The organism is Halorubrum sp. Ea1 (assembly GCF_002252965.1).
In the GTDB taxonomy this organism is placed as follows: Archaea; Halobacteriota; Halobacteria; order Halobacteriales; family Haloferacaceae; genus Halorubrum.
On the sequence record NZ_NHPG01000148.1, the window covers coordinates 1 to 16,050 of the forward strand.

Here is a 16,050-nt window from a genome sequence, read left to right on the forward strand (position 1 = left end):
CCTCCCCAGCCTCGTCACCGGCGCTACGCGCCGGTTGCAAGCGAGAGCTTTGCTCTCGCCCTGTCGCTGGCGCCGGCGGCGCCAGCGACTCCCTCGCGCGTGCTCCTCGCACCCTGCGGGCGCTCGGAGGCACGCGCCACCGCAATTCCACTTCTATTTATAAATGGTCGAGACCGACATTCGGCCGAGATAGTACCGCCTCAGAACTCGAAGCCGACCGCGTCGCGGTGGGGCCGGAGCGGGCTCATCGGGTACGGCGGCGACGACTCGGGGTCGTTGAACTCGCGGGGAGCGACGTCGTTCGGGGTGTCGGGGTAGAACAGCGCGGCGAGCGTCTGTATTGCGGTCCGCCCGCTGGCCAGTTCGAACTGACCGCCGCCGTAGCAGTCGATGCCGCGCTCCTCGCAGTACGCGATCGTCTCGAACAGGGATTCGAGGGTGCCGAACCGCGAGGGTTTGATGTTACACCAGCCGGGCTCAACCGGGAGCGATTCGAGGCTCTCGACGCCGTAGATCGGGTAGTCGAAGGAGAGCCGGTCGGCCTGCGGCTCGACGAGCGGACTGGTCTGCGGCGTGAACGCCGGGTCCTCGACGATCGCGGCGGGGAACGCGGCGAACACGTCGCGGTACAGCTCCGGGTCGGCCTCGACGTCCACGTCGGTGTCCTCGTACCAGCCCTTCAGGTCGAGGATCCGAACCGCGTCGGTCTCCCTGAGCGCGACGAACGCCTCCTCGGGCCAGTCCGGAGTCGGGTCGAGCTTGAACTCCAAGTCGTCGTCGAGCGCGAGTAACTCCTCGACGCGGTCGGTCGTCGGCGGCTCGCCGAGCCGGGTGGAGACGACGAACCGGACCGGGTCCGGTTCGATCCCGAGGTACTCGCCGAGCGACTCGTCACGCTGTCGGAGCGCTAGGTCGAGCGCGGCGCTCTCTACGGCCCACCGGCGGTAGTTCCGGAAGTACTCGCGCGTGGGCGGCTCATGGGCGAACAGGTCCTCGTCGTCGAGCCGAGCGGAGAGCTCCTCGATCGTCCACTCGCCCTCGATGTCGATGGGGTCGGTCCCGACGAGGGCCGCGTGGTCCTCGGCCTCGTAGGTCACGTCCTCGCCGCGGCCGACGACGCCGTCGCCGGTGAGCCGGAACTCGGTCGTGGTGCGCTCGAACCCGCTGGTCGTGGCCCCGGTGTATCGGCGCCGGTCCACCGACTCGATCGTCACGGACAGCTCCGCGATCCGCTCGTAGGCGCTCATGGGTCGTCAGACGCCCCCGGAGAACTTAAATCAGGGACGCGGAGGGCCGCCGTCAGGGCCGCGCGCCGTCGCCGTCGCGTTCGTACCGCGCCCGGAGCGTCTCGACGTGCGTGCCCAGCGTCCAGAACAGCGGGATCACGGTGAGCGCGACCGCGCCGGCGGCCGCGACCTGTAGCACGGTGGTGGTGAACCACGGCGTCGCGTCGGCGTACGGAAGCGAGGTGTGCGTCACGCCGCCGGTGACGGGGACGAAGTAGTCCATCAGGAGGTCGACGGTGTACCACGCGGTCGCGACGGCGACCGCCTTCGGCGGGAAGTCCGTGATCCGGTAGAGGACGAACGCCTGCACCACCATTCCGAGGTGACTCACGAGGAGGAACGCGTACAGTGGGACCCCCGACGTCTCGACGAACCGCGGCGCGAAGACGACGAGCACGTACGGGGTCCACAGCCCGAGTTTGACGTTGCCGAAGAACGCGAGCGTCGAGAGGGTGTCGCTCGACCGGCCGACGGCCCACGCCGCGAGCGCGAGGGCGATGAGCAGCGTCGCCCCGGGGCTGTCCGGGACGAACGCCCACATCTCGGCCGGGATCTCCCGGAACTGGAACCGGTAGTACCAGAAGCCGAACGCGGTGCCGACGAGGTTGATCGCGACGATGACCCACGCGAACCGGAAGGCGACGTCCTCCAGCGCCTCCGGCAGCGGCGCGACCCACCGCGGCAGCGACTCGCGCTCCGGGGGCTCGCGTCCGAGCGCGCCGACGATGTCCATACGCTCGGGTCGGACCCGCCTGTCAAAGCCGTGGCGGTCGCGGATCGCGAGCCCGGGCGACGCCGTCGGCCGTCGACCGGACGAAAAGGGCTATGAGTCCCCGGCCGGAACGCTCGTGGTATGCGCCCGCGCACGCTGCTCGCGCTGCTGCTCGTCGTCCCCCTCGTGGACGCGCTGTTCCTGATCGTGGTCGCGACGCGGCTGGGGTGGGCGGTCACGGTCGCGCTGGTCGTGCTGACCGCCGTCCTCGGCATGCTCCTCTTGCGCGCCGAGGGGCGGGCGACGCTCGCGCGCGTCCAGCGCAAGCTGGCTCGCGGTGAGCCCCCGACCGACGAACTGCTCGACGGCGGCCTGCTGATCGCCGCCGGCGCGTTCCTGCTCACGCCCGGGCTCGTGACGGACGCGGTCGGCTTCCTGCTCGCGCTCCCGCTGTCCCGAGTCCCGATTCGGATGGCGCTCAAGAAGTACGTCGTGGTGCCGTACCTCGACAGCGAGACCGGCGGCTTCGCCTCCGGGAACGTGTACATCGGGGGATTCCCCGGCGACGGCGCCAGCGGCGGCGGCTTCACGATGGGCGGCGGCGGAGGATTCGGCGGTAACGGATTCGACGGCGACGCCGCCGGCGACACCCCCGGCGACGACCCCGACGACTTCCCCGGCGCGAGCGGCGCCGGCGGAGCGGGAGGCGACGGCGGTGACCGCTTCGACGATCCGGATCACGCCGACGACGTGGTCGATGTCGATTTCACGGTCGAAGACGAGAAGTCCGACCGAACCGACTGACCGCGAGACGGTCGCGGCTCGGGACGCCGAAACCGCGAGACGGCGGAGGAGTGGTGAAAGGAAACCCTTAAAATCCTACCCGCGCAACGCTTGAATGCGCTCACCTGGGCCAATAGCTCAGTCAGGTTGAGCGCTCGGCTGATAACCGGGAGGTCCACGGTTCAAATCCGTGTTGGCCCACTCACAGCGCCCACGATGCTCTGTCGTGGCGTGTTAGGGGCTGTCTCCTCCCCAGCCACCTAATTCCGTTCTAACTCTCGATAGTTAGAACTCTCTGTCGCAGTCGGGTTCGACCGTAGCATCCACGCGCCCTCCCTACGTCGTGGACTATCGGTTGGCCGCGCACCTTCCGGGTTTCAGAATCCAGATTCTTTAGAGTACACAAAGGAAAATATCCCAAACAAGAACACAAAGATCGCTACTCGTGAGGTTCTCGGAAATAGATAGCCAGAACAGATTACCAACAGGTGTCCGAATAGACCACTTTTGCTTCGTTTTTCTAAGGTATATAACAGACCGAACAAAATTTCAATTACCGAAAGTATAGATAATGAAGTCAGCACGAATGATAGAAAGGGTTTCCCAAGTATTGCTGTTAGATTTACAAATTCACGTAGGATCATCGCATCCGGATCAAGTTCATATCCCGTGTATAATCCAGCAACAAATCCTCCACCGAGATGTGTTTCAACTGTTCAGTCAGAAACTGTCTCAACGAATCGGCTGCCAATACTAATCAAAAATGACGAGGTGAGTATTATAACGACATATGATAAAAACAACTGTAAATCTGCTTCAGACATAGGAAATCTTTGGAAACGAGTGTTATTATAAGTATCAAATTAGAACAGCGATTTCAGCCAAGCGAAAACTCCATCTTCGTCTTGATTTGCTGACGATCCGGATTGAGATTGTTGCCGATTTTTCTTTTGATTCTCTGAATTAGAAATATTTTTTGTCGTTTCTTTCGAGCTTGATGATGTCATTTCTTCCAACTCAGAAAGAGCAGAATCTACATCAAACTCCTCAGTTTCTAAGCTATTATTACTGCTCCCCGGTTCAGATAGTTCTACAGGCCGCATTACTGTTTCACCACACGAAGGGCATTTGCGAGGATTCTGTGGCCGCTCTGCTACGTGTCCACAGTTTTGGCATTGAAACTGAAATGTGTCAGGCATATCTAGAACTTATCTGTTCTAATCATGTAGGTCTGAAATACTATATTTTTCGATTGTTTGTCAAAACAATATGCTGAATCAACTGTTCCCACCTGCTGAATGTCTGTTCTAAATTCGGGTGACTACTAACATCTGTTACCGTTCGAAATATATCACACCACAAATATTTTACAATTCGTCAGTATAACCTCTCCTCTGTTCAGACTTTTTCCGCTCCGTACGACGGTCATAGTGCTTCTCAAGCACGTCCAGACTCACATTCATCCGGTCGCTAACGACCTTTTCCGGTACGTCTTCCGACAAGTGGTAGGTGATTGACCCACGACGTATCGCGTGGGGACTCACGCTCGATGGACAGGTACTCGCCTTGTTATTCTCCATCGCCTCACAGGAGTCAATCTCGCGGTCGTGAGGACACTCTCCTGTGTATTGGCAGGGACGGGTGATTCGATAGATACTATCTCGGAGTGAGGATTTTGCCGGGCGTCCGTGTCGAGATGTGAATAATGGTTGTCTGTCGTAGTCGTCAGGGGCCTTCTCGCGTTCGTACTTGAGATACGAATCCAGCGCATCACACACTTCGGAACTCAAGGCGACGTACCGTTCACCGGCTTCCTTGTTTTTCAGCCGAGTTTCCGATTCAGGACGATGATGAAGCTCGACATACTGCTCTTCAGGGTTGTAATCATCTATGTCGAGGGCGTGGGCAGCACCTATCCGCATCCCTGTATGCCACAGTAGCTCTACGAGAGCGTGTGTCCGAGATGCGAATTTGAACTGCCGGAGGTACTCGATAAGCTGTTCTGCGGCGCCCTTCCCGAGTGTAATCGTTCTTCGGTCCTCGTTCTTGCTCAACGACGGCATCAAGATCTTGTCGTGAGTACCGGGTTCTACAGCATCGATGTCCTCACACCATCTGATGAAGACACGGAGCGTGGAGAGCTGCGTCACCAGCGAGACGTTGTTCAAGTCACCGTCTTCACGTCGCCAGATTTTGTACTGTTGGAGGTCGCGACCAGTCAAGTTGTTCAGATTGTCGATCTCCGCGACGTTCTCGCACCACTCCACGAAATGACCAAGCCGGTAGCGGTGAGCTTGGAGCGTAGAGTCCGAAACTTCTGGTTGGCGTTGTTCGAGGTACATTTCCAAAGCGCTATCCACTTCAATTTCGATCAGGTCTTGCTCACTCATGATTGCTCAATCGCAGGACGAGCACCTTCAGGTGGTAACCGATGGGCGGTGCGGTGCCGCCGAGGGCGGTGAAACCGCCCGAAGGCGGCGAGGTCCACGCGTTCAAATCCGTGTTAGCCGATCAAGTACCGCATCCGCGGGTGGTTCCTGACGAACTCCGTCTTCGCGAGGTACGCGTCGACGCCGAGCACGCGGCCGGCGCCGAGCGTGGCGATCATCGCGAAGATCAGCAGCCCCAGGAGGTCGCCGGTGATCACGCCGTGGGCCCAGCCGCCGGTCTCGCCGTTGATGAAGTAGAAGAACGTCATCAGGAACGCGCCGAAGAACGCGGCCAGCCGCGTCAGTGCGCCGACGATTAAGCCGAGCCCGATCAGCGTCTGCCCGAGCGGGACCATGACGTTGACGAACGACAGCATGATTCCGTCGGAGAACAGCGTGACAATCGGAGCGAGGCTGGTCCCCGCCGCGGCGCCGCCCACGAACCAACTCGCGTCGAACGGCCAGGCTAAGAACTTGTCGAGCCCCGCGTGGAGGAACCACCAGCCGACGATCAGCCGCATCACGACGAGCCAGTAGGCGAACCGTGACTCCTCGACCGGGAACGATACGTCTCTACCGAGCAGCCGCGTCTGGATGTTGGTGACCATAGCGTGCTCCAACCGGACAATTACCTTACCGAAATATATAAAATCAGTCTCATTTTCAGCCCAGAGTAATCCGCGATCGGCGCTTTACCTAAAATTCAGGCGCTAATGCCCCGTCCTCAGGGAGCAACGCAGGGAGCGAAGCGACCGAGTAGCGCAGTAGGGCGGGGATACAGCGTCCCCAGAAATCGCAGATTTCTGGTGTGCGAACGAATCGCTCCGCGATTCGTCCACGCCGTCATCGTCTCACAGACACTCTGCAACGACCGGTCCACAGGCCCACCAAAGTGTTTATACGTCCCGATAATGTATCTACATCGTACATGAATCAGTTCACAATCAACGGCCACGAAGTCGTGGACGGCGACGTGAAAGCCACCGGCAACGGCGCTCACGTCTACGTCCCGAAACGATGGCGTGGCGCGGACGTGAAAATCGTCCGTACATCCGACCCTACCGACGAATAGATGAACTACAACTACAGGTATCGGCTGAACCCGTTCGACGACCTCCGCGGGCGGTTAGCGTGGACTGTCGATACCTGTAGGCAGGTCTACAACCATTTCCTCCACCGACTCAACCGACGCGACGATACGTCCTCGTACTCCGAGCAGAAGCGTCTGCCGGACTTGAAAGACTGGTGGACCGACCTACGAGACGTTCACTCGAAGGCGTTACAGAAAGTCGTCCAGCGGTTGTACGACAACCTCTCGACGCTCAAAGGCCGGAAGAAAAACGGCTACAACGTCGGTGAGTTGAAGTGGAAAGCACCGGGAGAGTACCAATCGTTCACCTACAGTCAATCCGGCTTCAAACTCAAAAACACGAGTGGTCGGACGCGACTGTGGCTCTCAAAGATTGGTGACATTCCCATCACATTCCACCGTGACCTGCCTGACGATGCCACTATCAAGACCGTCACGATCAAACGCGAACCCACCGGCAAGTGGTACGCCATCCTCGGCGTCGAAACCCCTGACGACCCTCCCGAGAAGCCCGACGAAGTGACTGACGCAGTTGGCATCGACGTGGGTATCCTGAAATACGTCCACGACAGCGACGGAATCGCCGTCAAGTCGCCGGACCTTTCCGATGAACGCGAGCGATTGGAACGCGCTCAACGTAACCTCTCGCGGAAGAAACACGGCTCGAACAATTGGGAGGAACAACGCAAGACGGTCGCTCGACGCCACGCCGAGCTGAAACGCAAGCGACGTGACTTCTTGCACAAACTCTCGGGGTACTACGCCAGCGAATACGACCTTGTAGCGGTCGAGGACTTGGACGCGAAGGGACTGGTCGAACTACCGGGCAACTCTCGGAATCGGGCCGGAGCCTCGTGGGGGACGTTCCTGCGGATGCTCGAATACAAGTGCGAACGGGAAGGGACGCAGTTCGTCGCCGTGGACCCCCGAGGAACGACGAAAGAGTGTGCGTCGTGTGGTGTCGAGACGGACAAGCCGTTGTGGGTACGCGAGCATTCGTGTCCGTCGTGTGGATTCGCGGCGGACAGAGACGCGAATGCGTCGTGGAACATTCTTTCTCTCGGTCTCGAACAAATAGGGGCGGGCTGTCCCGAATCAACGCCTGTGGAGACTGCGCTCCCTACGGACACCGATTCGGTGTCTGCAAAGCGCGTCATGGAAGCAGGAAGCCCCACCCTCAAGGAGCGAACCGCGTCAGCGGTGAGCGAGTAGGGTGGGGAGGAAGTCACTCCTTTCTCCGGACCGTTCCGCCGCCGAGTCCCTCCCACTCGACTCGGTACCCGAGCGCGGAGAGGGTCGCGCTCGCGTCGTCGATACCGTACCCGTCGAACACCGTCTCCGCCTCCGCCAGCGGGACCCCGTCCGCCACCTCGTCGCCGATCCGCTCCAGGACCGCCGGCCTGACCAGCGTCCGCCCCACGAGCTCGTGCTCCGGGAACGGGCCGTCCTCCACCGCCGCCACGCTCACCCCGTATCGGTCGGCGAGGTCGGTCAGCGTGAGCACGTCGTCCTCGGGCTCGAACGAGTCCGGGAGATCGGCCGCCGCGTCCGCGACGAACTCGGCCTCGTACTCGCGGAGCACGTCGACGACCTCCTTCACGCGGACGGTGCCGGAGTAGGTCACGACGCGGTGGTCGCGCGCCGCGACCGCCTCGCCGACGCCGAGGCTCTCGTCGACCGCGACCAGCAGGTCCACGTCCTCGACGTCTGCGAGCTGGCCGAGCTTCTTCTCGACGTACTCGGGGGTCCAGAAGCCCATCACCTCGAAGAACAGCCGGAAGTCGGCGTGATCGTAGTCGAACGCGAAGTCGGGGATCATCACGCGCGTCCCCGTTTCGAGCGGTTCCGGCTCCCGCACGAGCGACCAGTCGAGGTCGAGCCCGCGGAACCGCCCGGCGAAGTCGGCCTCGACCCCGCTGTCGAACGACGGCTCCGCGACCGGCTCGACGCCCGGCACCGTCACGTCGCCGTCGGAGAGGCGCATGGTGCGCTCGCGGCCGCGGTCGTCGATCGTCGCCTCCAGCGACCACTCCGCGGACTCCGCGACGGTCCGGAGGAGCCGCGCGAAGGCGGTCCCGTATCGCCGGGTGCGCGAAAAGAGGGTGTCGGGGCCGGTGACGACGAGCTCCCGCCCCTCGGGCGTCTTCTCCAGCTCGTACATCAGCCGGAGCCGCTTCACCGCCGAGACGAGCCGCTTCGGGTCGTTCGACCGGATCCGGACCTCGGTCGCGTCGAAGAGGGCGGTCTGCGCCAGCGAGAGGTCGTACTGCTCCAACAGGGAGTCCGGCCCCCACCGCACGTCGGCGTCGACGAGGACCTCGTTGACGTCGCGGTCGGCGTAGAGCGACACCTCCACGTCGCCCGGCTCGATCCCCAGCGCGTCGGCGGCTCGGTCGACCGCGGTCTCCCGCTCCGCCTCGCTCGCGACGCCGACCGCCTCCGCCGCCTCGAACGCGGCCCGCCGGACGCGGCGCGGCGGGACCGGCGCCCGCGTCTCGAAGTCGCACTCGCGCTCGATCAGGGCCGCGAGCCCGCGGACGAGCTTGAAGTCGCCGCCGGAGTCGCCGGCGTCGGCCTCCAGCGCCGCCAGCGCGTCGTCGAGGTCGCCGCGGCGCTCCCCGACGTGGGACTCGAACGTCCCGAGCACCCGGGCCGCGAGCGGGCGGTGCTCGCGACCCGTAAAGCGCGGGCGGTATCCACCGCCGGCCCGCGAGACGCGCAGGAGGTCCTTGCGTAACACGGCGGCGGCTACGCCCGGGTCGGCCTAAAACCGGCCGGTTCCCGCGGTGCGACACGCTTAACTCCGAAACCCGTCGATCGGAGCGTAATGAGTACCGACGCGGCGAGTGACGCGGACGCCGGCGGCGAGGGGGGTGACGACGGAGGCGGGAACTCCGACGGCGACGAGCCAGAGGCGTTCGTCCGCACCTGCGAACACCTCGTCGACCGGATCCTCGCGGGCGAGATCGACCGCGACGACCTCGAGTCCGCCAAGCTCGACGCCTGCTCGAAGTTCTCGTCCCCGAAGGTCCCGAAGAACACCGACATATTGGACCACGCGCCCTTCGAGGCGCGCGACGACGTGATCGAGGTGGTCCAGCGGAAGCCGGTCCGGACCGCGTCCGGCGTCTCGCCGGTCGCCATCATGACCTCGCCGAAGCTCTGTCCGCACGGGAAGTGCCTCTACTGCCCCGGCGGACCGGCCTCGGAGTTCTCCTCGGCGCAGTCGTACACGGGTCACGAGCCCGCCGCGGCCCGCGGAGAGCAGAACGATTACGACCCGTACGGGCAGGTCACGCTCCGGCTCGAACAGCTCCGGAAGATCGGTCACCCGGTCGACAAGGTGGAGCTCATCCTGATGGGCGGGACGATGACCGCGCGCTCGCACGACTACCAGGAGTGGTTCGTGAAGCGCGCCCTGCAGGCGATGAACGACTACGACCTGGACGAGGAGCCGGAGCCGGCCGAGGGCGAGTCGTTCGCGCCCGCTCCCGAGGAGACCGAGTTCGAGTACCTCGAAGACGTGATCGCGGAGAACGAGACGAACGCGATCCGCAACATCGGGACGACGTTCGAGACGAAGCCCGACTGGTGCGACCCCGAGCAGATCGACCGGATGCTCGACCTGGGCGGCACCAAAGTCGAGGTCGGCGTCCAGACCACCTACGAGCGGATCAACCGCGAGATGCACCGCGGGCACGGAAACGAGGCCTCCCGCAACGCGAACCGTCGCCTGCGCGACGCGGCGTTCAAGGTGGGGTTCCACATGATGCCCGGACAGCCGGGGATGACGCGGGAGATGTGTATCGAGGACTTCCGACAGATCTTCGAGAACCCGGACTGGCGCCCCGACTACCTGAAAATCTACCCGACGCTCGTCGTCGAGGGGACTCGGGTGTACGACCGGTGGCGCCGCGAGGAGTTCGACCCCCTCACGAACGAGGAGGCGGCCGACGTCGTCGCCGAGGCGATGGACCACGTCCCGAAGTACACCCGGCTCCAGCGCGTCCAGCGCGACATCCCCGCCGACTTCATCGAGGGCGGCGTCTGGAAGTCGAACCTCCGACAGCTGGCCGATCAGCGCGCCGAGGAGAAGGGGATCGTCCAGCGCGACATCCGCGCCCGCGAGGTCGGTCACAACGACGCCGACCCGGACCCCGACGACGTCGAACTCGACGTGATGACGTACGAGGCCGGCGGCGGGACGGAACACTTCATCTCCTTCGAGGACCCCGTCCGCGACCTGCTCGTCGGGTTCTGCCGCCTGCGGTTCCCCTCGTTCGCGCCCGACCAGCCCGGCGCGCCCGGCACCGAGGACGACGCGATCCGCCGGGAGCTGGAGGACGCGGCGCTGATCCGCGAGCTCCACGTGTACGGCACCGAGGTCGCCATCGGCGGCGACGGCGACTGGCAACACAAGGGGTACGGCACCAGGCTCCTCGAACGCGCCGAGGAGCTCGCCCGCGACGCCGGCTACCGCAAGATGGCCGTCATCTCCGGAATCGGCGCCCGGGAGTACTACCGGGACAAGCTCGGCTACCACCAGGACGGGCCGTACGTGTCGAAGCGGCTGTGAGGCCGACTCGGTCGGACTCGCTCGCCCGACCGCACCCACAACGACACGCCTTTTTCCGGCCCGCGAGTCTCTGTCGTGTATGGACCAGAAGCGGGAGCTGTCGAGCATCGACCTCGCGGCCCTCGTCACCGAGCTCAATCGGTACGAGGGCGCGAAGGTCGACAAGGCGTACCTCTACGACGACGACCTGCTCCGGCTGAAGCTCCGCGACTTCGACCGCGGCCGCGTCGAGCTGATGATCGAGGTGGGCGACGTGAAGCGCGCCCACGTCGCGGACGCGGAGCACGTCGCCGACGCCCCCGGTCGCCCGCCGAACTTCGCGAAGATGCTGCGTAACCGCATGTCTGGCGCCGATTTCGCGGGCGTCGAGCAGTACGAGTTCGACCGGATCCTCACCTTCGAGTTCGAGCGCGAGGACGAGAACACGACGCTCGTCGCAGAGCTGTTCGGCCAGGGCAACGTCGCCGCCCTCGACGAGACCGGCGAGGTCGTCGGCTCGCTGTCGACGGTCCGGCTCAAGTCCCGGACGGTCGCGCCCGGCTCGCAGTACGAGTACCCCGCGTCGCGGCTCAACCCCCTCGACGTGAGCCTCGGCGGGTTTAAAAGGAACATGCGCGAGTCCGACAGCGACGTGGTGCGGACCCTCGCCACGCAGCTCAACCTCGGCGGGCTATACGCCGAGGAGGTGTGCACGCGCGCGGGCGTCGAGAAGGAGACGCCCATCGACGAGGCGACCGACGACCAGCTCCGCGCGCTCCACGAGGCGCTCGAACGGATCGGCGACCGGCTCCGCTCCGGCGACGTCGACCCGCGCGTGTACGAGGAGGAGCTGTCCGAAAGCGAGGCGGACGACCGCGACCCCCGCGTCGTCGACGTCACGCCGTTCCCCCTCTCGGAGCACGAGGGGCTCCCGAGCGTCGGCTTCGACTCGTTCAACGCCGCCGTCGACGAGTACTTCTACCGGCTCGACCGCGACGACACCGGCGAGGGCGAGGCCCCGGCGGACGCGAAGGCCTCCCGGCCCGACTTCGAGGAGGAGATCGCCAAACAGGAGCGGATCATCGAACAGCAGGAGGGGGCGATCGAGGGGTTCGAGGAGCAGGCCGAGGCGGAGCGCGAGCGCGCCGAACTCCTGTACGCGAACTACGACCTCGTCGACGAGGTGCTCTCGACGGTTCAGGAGGCTCGCAAGAGCGAGGTCCCGTGGGACGAGATCGCCGAGACGCTCGACGCGGGCGCGGAGCGCGGGATCCCGGCGGCCGAGGCCGTGGTCGACGTCGACGGCGGCGAGGGGACCGTGACGGTCGAGCTCGAGGCCGGGAGCGACGACGGCGAGGGCGTCGACGCGGTCCGAGTCGAACTCGACGCGAGCGCCGGCGTCGAGGTCAACGCCGACCGGCTCTACCAGGAGGCGAAGCGGATCGAGGGGAAGAAGGAGGGCGCGATGGAGGCGATCGAGTCGACGCGCCGCGAGCTGGAGGCCGTCAAGGAGCGCAAGGCGGAGTGGGAGGCGGAGCAGGCGGCGGACGACGGGGACGGCGGAAGCGACGGCGACGAGGGAGACGACGACGAGGCGTACGAGACCGACTGGCTCTCACGCGCCTCTATCCCGATCCGGAGCCCCGACGACTGGTACGACCGCTTCCGGTGGTTCCACACCTCGACCGGCTACCTCGTCATCGGCGGGCGCAACGCCGACCAGAACGAGGAGCTCGTCAAGAAGTACATGGGCAAACACGACCGGTTCTTCCACACGCAGGCGCACGGCGGGCCCGTGACCCTGCTGAAGGCCGCGGGGCCCTCCGAGTCCGCGGACCCGGTCGACTTCTCCGAGGAGACGCTGCGGGAGGTCGCGCAGTTCGCCGTCTCGTACTCCTCGGACTGGAAGGACGGTCGCGGCGCGGGCGACGCGTACATGGTCGAGCCGGATCAGGTATCGAAGACCCCAGAGAGCGGCGAGTACATCGAGAAGGGGAGCTTCGTGATCCGCGGCGACCGGACCTACTTCGAGGATGTCCCCTGCCGGATCGCCGTCGGCGTTCAGTGCGAGCCCGTCACGCAGGCCATCGGCGGGCCGCCGTCGGCGATCGTCGACCGCGCGGCGACGAGCGTCACGCTGGAGCCGGGGATGTACGCCCAGAACGACGCCGCGATGATGGTGTACCGCGAGCTGAAGGGGCGGTTCGCGGACCAGTCGTTCGTCCGCAAGGTGGCGAGCGCGGACCAGCTTCAGGAGTTCCTCCCGCCGGGCGGCTCCGACATCGTCGACTAGGCGGACCGGAGCGCGATCCTTTCAAGCCTCCGCCTCCGACTCCGCCCATGAGCTTCGAGGCGCTGCCGGACGGCTGGCGGGTGTGGAACGAGGAGCCGAGCGGACGGGCGATCCTCGTCTACCGGCCCGACGTGTTCGACGGCGACGACCTCCCCGCGGAGTGCATGCCGACCATCTACCTCACGAACGGCGCGCGGACGGCCCGCCCCGGATCCGGCCAGTACGCGACCGACGAGTGGCACGTCGTGCTCTTCTTGGAGCCCGAGGTCGAGGCGGTCTCGGAGACCCGCGACGACCGCGAGTCGGGCGCGGCCGCGGCCGTCGCGGTCGCGGAGCGGTTCGCCGCCGGCGACGTCGACTACCGCGCCGCTTACCAGGTGCCGCGGGAGGCGTACTTCGAGCGATTAGACGAGCTGATCGAGGGGGAGTGAGCGCGACGTCGACGGGAGGTGAGCCGACCGGCCGGTCGGCGACTTCGCCGGACCCGATCCGCGTTTGTGCATATATACCCCGTCGTAAACCTCGATAGCACCACGAACACGAGGATTTTTATCGCCTCACGCCCCACCGTCGCGTACATGAACGCCGGTGGGGACCACACCGCTGACGAGCCGCGAGAGAAGTGCGGGGTCGTCGGCATCTCGCTCGCTGACCGCGAGGCCGCGCGGCCGCTGTACTACGCGCTGTACGCGCTCCAACACCGCGGGCAGGAGTCCGCTGGGATCGTCACGCACGACGGGTTCCAACAGCACAGCCACGTCGAGCGCGGGCTCGTCGGGGACGCGTTCGAGGAGGGGGACCTGGCGTCGCTGTCGGGCGGCACCGGCATCGGTCACGTCCGGTACCCGACCGCCGGGAGCCTCGACAAGAGCTGCGCACAGCCGTTCTCCGTCTCCTTCAAGTCCGGCTCGCTCGGGCTCTCGCACAACGGGAACCTCGTGAACGCCGACGAGGTGCGCGAGGAGCTCGCGGCGGCCGGCCACGCGTTCACCTCCGACGGCGACACCGAGGTGATCGCCCACGACCTCGCGCGCAACCTCTTGGAGGAGGACCTCGTGCGCGCCGTCAAACACACGATGAACCGCATCCACGGCTCCTACTCGCTGGCGATCACCCACGACGACACCGTCCTCGGCGTGCGCGACCCCCTCGGGAACCGTCCCCTGTGTCTGGGGAAAGTGGACGGCGGATACGTGCTCGCCAGCGAGTCGGCCGCCATCGACACGCTCGACGGGGAGCTGATCCGGGACGTGCGCCCGGGCGAACTCGTCGTCCTCGACCCCGACGGCGCGGGGTACGACACCTACCAGCTGGTCGAGCGCGAGTCGACCGCGCACTGCTTCTTCGAACACGTCTACTTCGCGCGCCCCGACTCGGTCATCGACGAGAACCTCGTGTACGAGGTCCGCCGCAAGCTCGGGCGGAAGCTCTGGGAGGAGTCCGGCGTCGAGGCCGACGTCGTGATGCCGGTCCCCGACTCCGGCCGGGCGTTCGCCTCCGGCTACGCCGACGCGGCCGGCGAGACGACCGCCGACGGCGAGGCCCGTCCGGAGAACGACGCCGGTATCGAGTTCGCCGAGGGGCTGATGAAGAACCGGTACGTCGGGCGCACGTTCATCATGCCGACGCAGGACGAGCGCGAGCGCGCGGTCCGGCTGAAGCTCAACCCGATCAAATCGACCGTGGAGGGGAAGTCGGTCACCATCATCGACGACTCCATCGTCCGGGGAACGACCTCGACGCAGCTGGTCGAGCTCGTCCGCGAAGCCGGCGCCGAGGAGGTCCACCTCCGGATCGGCGCGCCGGCGATCGTCGCGCCCTGTTACTTCGGGATCGATATGGCGACCCGCGAGGAGCTGATCGCCGCCGACGCCTCCACCGAGGAGATTCGACAGGAGGTCGGCGCCGACTCCCTCTCGTACCTCTCGATCGACGCCGTCTCCGAGGCGCTCGGCGAGAGCCGCGCGGACCTCTGTCTCGGCTGCGTCACCGGCGAGTACCCCTTCGACGTCGAGGGCGAGGAGAGCGACCGCGACCTCGACCCCGTCACGCCCGACCCGACGCCGGCGGACGACTGATCGGGCTCCGACCTCGGTTCCCGACGACTCGCCCCGTCGCCGCCTCCCGTTCTCACGTCGCGAGTCGGGAATCGGGAATTTAAATACGCCCACGCTGGGAGGTACAGGTATGACATCCGACGCCGACGACGCGACGATGAGCCGCCGCGGGCTGTTCAGGGTCGGCGCCGCAGGCGCCGCCGCCGCGACCGGCCTCGCCGCCGGTTCCGGGACCGCCGCCGCCCAGTACGGCGGCTGGCTCGACGACGTGGACAACTACGACGGGACGCACGACTACACCGGACAGGACGAGGTCACCGTCGACGTCGGCGCGGTCAACGGGCTCAGGTTCGGTCCGGCCGCGATCCTGATCGACCCCGGAACGACCGTCGTCTGGGAGTGGACCGGCGAGGGCGGCGCGCACAACGTCGTCGCCGAGGACGGGACGTTCGACAGCGGCGAGACCGTCAGCGAGGCGGGGACCACCTTCGAGTACACGTTCGACGACGCGTCCGACGGCGACACGCTCAAGTACCTCTGCGTGCCGCACGAGGCGGTCGGCATGAAGGGCTCCGTCGCGGTCGGCTCCGTCGACGACGACCTTGTCCAGCCCGACGCCGGCGGCGACGGTGGGAGCGGTGACGGCGGAGGCGGGGGAAGCGGTGGCGACGGAGGCGACGGCGGAAGCGGTGGCGACGGAGGCGACGGCGACGACGGCGGGAGCGCCGGCCGCGTCCTCAGCGCGGGCGACATCGGCGCGCTCGCGCTCGGCTTCGGGTTCGCCGGTGCGCTGCTCGTCCCGCTCTTCTACGCGGCCCACCGGATGGCGAACGACGACGGGTAGG

14 protein-coding genes, 1 tRNA gene and 1 pseudogene are annotated in these 16,050 nt (G+C 65.5%); 9 read left to right on the forward strand and 7 right to left on the reverse strand.

The annotated features are described in order from the left end of the window. Positions 1–200: 200 nt before the first annotated feature. Together DJ73_RS18615 and DJ73_RS18620 are read right to left on the reverse strand one after the other, a co-directional pair. The gene (locus tag DJ73_RS18615; RefSeq protein ID WP_094558725.1) at positions 201–1,247 is read right to left on the reverse strand and encodes a hypothetical protein; all 1,047 of its coding nucleotides are present in this window, start codon (positions 1,245–1,247) and stop codon (positions 201–203) included. 52 nt (positions 1,248–1,299) lie between these two features. Further along, entirely contained in the window at positions 1,300–2,019 is a 720-nt protein-coding gene (locus tag DJ73_RS18620; RefSeq protein ID WP_094526291.1) for a DUF1405 domain-containing protein, read from the reverse strand. 120 nt (positions 2,020–2,139) lie between these two features. On the opposite strand from DJ73_RS18620, the gene DJ73_RS18625 reads away from it, so the two are divergent. Then, positions 2,140–2,802, forward strand: coding sequence for an FxsA family protein (locus tag DJ73_RS18625; RefSeq protein WP_094558726.1), 663 nt, complete (start codon positions 2,140–2,142; stop codon positions 2,800–2,802). A 106-nt stretch (positions 2,803–2,908) separates the two neighbouring features. Then, a tRNA-Ile gene (locus DJ73_RS18630) sits at positions 2,909–2,982 on the forward strand. Between the two features lie 662 nt (positions 2,983–3,644). Here DJ73_RS18630 and DJ73_RS19955 read toward each other — a convergent pair. The 4 genes and pseudogenes from DJ73_RS19955 to DJ73_RS18640 all read right to left on the reverse strand — a co-directional run bounded on the left by DJ73_RS19955 (position 3,645) and on the right by DJ73_RS18640 (position 5,818). Beyond that, positions 3,645–3,884 carry a hypothetical protein gene (locus DJ73_RS19955; RefSeq protein ID WP_141212993.1) on the reverse strand — a complete coding sequence of 80 codons (240 nt, stop codon included), beginning with the start codon at positions 3,882–3,884 and terminating at the stop codon, positions 3,645–3,647. 15 nt (positions 3,885–3,899) lie between these two features. Beyond that, positions 3,900–3,980, reverse strand: a pseudogene (locus DJ73_RS21405) (rubredoxin-like domain-containing protein); the annotation flags it as partial. A 168-nt stretch (positions 3,981–4,148) separates the two neighbouring features. Then, positions 4,149–5,171: a site-specific integrase gene (locus DJ73_RS18635; RefSeq protein ID WP_094558727.1), complete on the reverse strand. Its 1,023-nt coding sequence runs from the start codon at positions 5,169–5,171 to the stop codon at positions 4,149–4,151. A gap of 113 nt (positions 5,172–5,284) precedes the next feature. Continuing rightward, positions 5,285–5,818 carry a DoxX family protein gene (locus DJ73_RS18640; RefSeq protein WP_094522393.1) on the reverse strand — a complete coding sequence of 178 codons (534 nt, stop codon included), beginning with the start codon at positions 5,816–5,818 and terminating at the stop codon, positions 5,285–5,287. A gap of 320 nt (positions 5,819–6,138) precedes the next feature. Between DJ73_RS18640 and DJ73_RS19960 the strand changes: the two genes are divergently transcribed. Both DJ73_RS19960 and DJ73_RS18645 read left to right on the forward strand, forming a co-directional pair. Then, positions 6,139–6,282 (forward strand): DUF2080 family transposase-associated protein, encoded by a 144-nt coding sequence (locus DJ73_RS19960; RefSeq protein ID WP_141212994.1) that lies wholly within the window; start codon positions 6,139–6,141, stop codon positions 6,280–6,282. Continuing rightward, positions 6,283–7,512 (forward strand): RNA-guided endonuclease TnpB family protein, encoded by a 1,230-nt coding sequence (locus tag DJ73_RS18645; RefSeq protein ID WP_094558728.1) that lies wholly within the window; start codon positions 6,283–6,285, stop codon positions 7,510–7,512. 13 nt (positions 7,513–7,525) lie between these two features. Here the strand turns inward: DJ73_RS18645 and DJ73_RS18650 are convergent, their stop codons facing one another. Beyond that, positions 7,526–9,040, reverse strand: a complete 1,515-nt coding sequence (locus DJ73_RS18650; protein WP_094522389.1) for a DUF790 family protein — start codon at positions 9,038–9,040, stop codon at positions 7,526–7,528. A gap of 87 nt (positions 9,041–9,127) precedes the next feature. On the opposite strand from DJ73_RS18650, the gene DJ73_RS18655 reads away from it, so the two are divergent. From DJ73_RS18655 to DJ73_RS18675, 5 genes are all read left to right on the forward strand, one after another. Beyond that, entirely contained in the window at positions 9,128–10,876 is a 1,749-nt protein-coding gene (locus DJ73_RS18655; RefSeq protein WP_094522387.1) for a tRNA uridine(34) 5-carboxymethylaminomethyl modification radical SAM/GNAT enzyme Elp3, read from the forward strand. A 79-nt stretch (positions 10,877–10,955) separates the two neighbouring features. After that, complete coding sequence (rqcH, locus tag DJ73_RS18660) at positions 10,956–13,148, forward strand: ribosome rescue protein RqcH (protein WP_094558729.1); 2,193 nt, start codon at positions 10,956–10,958, stop codon at positions 13,146–13,148. A 47-nt stretch (positions 13,149–13,195) separates the two neighbouring features. Continuing rightward, complete coding sequence (locus tag DJ73_RS18665; RefSeq protein WP_094522384.1) at positions 13,196–13,579, forward strand: DUF5820 family protein; 384 nt, start codon at positions 13,196–13,198, stop codon at positions 13,577–13,579. Positions 13,580–13,726: 147 nt separating this feature from the next. Continuing rightward, a complete protein-coding gene (gene purF, locus DJ73_RS18670) occupies positions 13,727–15,226 on the forward strand; it encodes an amidophosphoribosyltransferase (RefSeq protein ID WP_094522383.1) in 1,500 nt (499 codons plus the stop codon). A gap of 109 nt (positions 15,227–15,335) precedes the next feature. After that, positions 15,336–16,049 carry a halocyanin domain-containing protein gene (locus tag DJ73_RS18675; protein WP_094558730.1) on the forward strand — a complete coding sequence of 238 codons (714 nt, stop codon included), beginning with the start codon at positions 15,336–15,338 and terminating at the stop codon, positions 16,047–16,049. The last annotated feature ends 1 nt before the right edge of the window (position 16,050 follow it).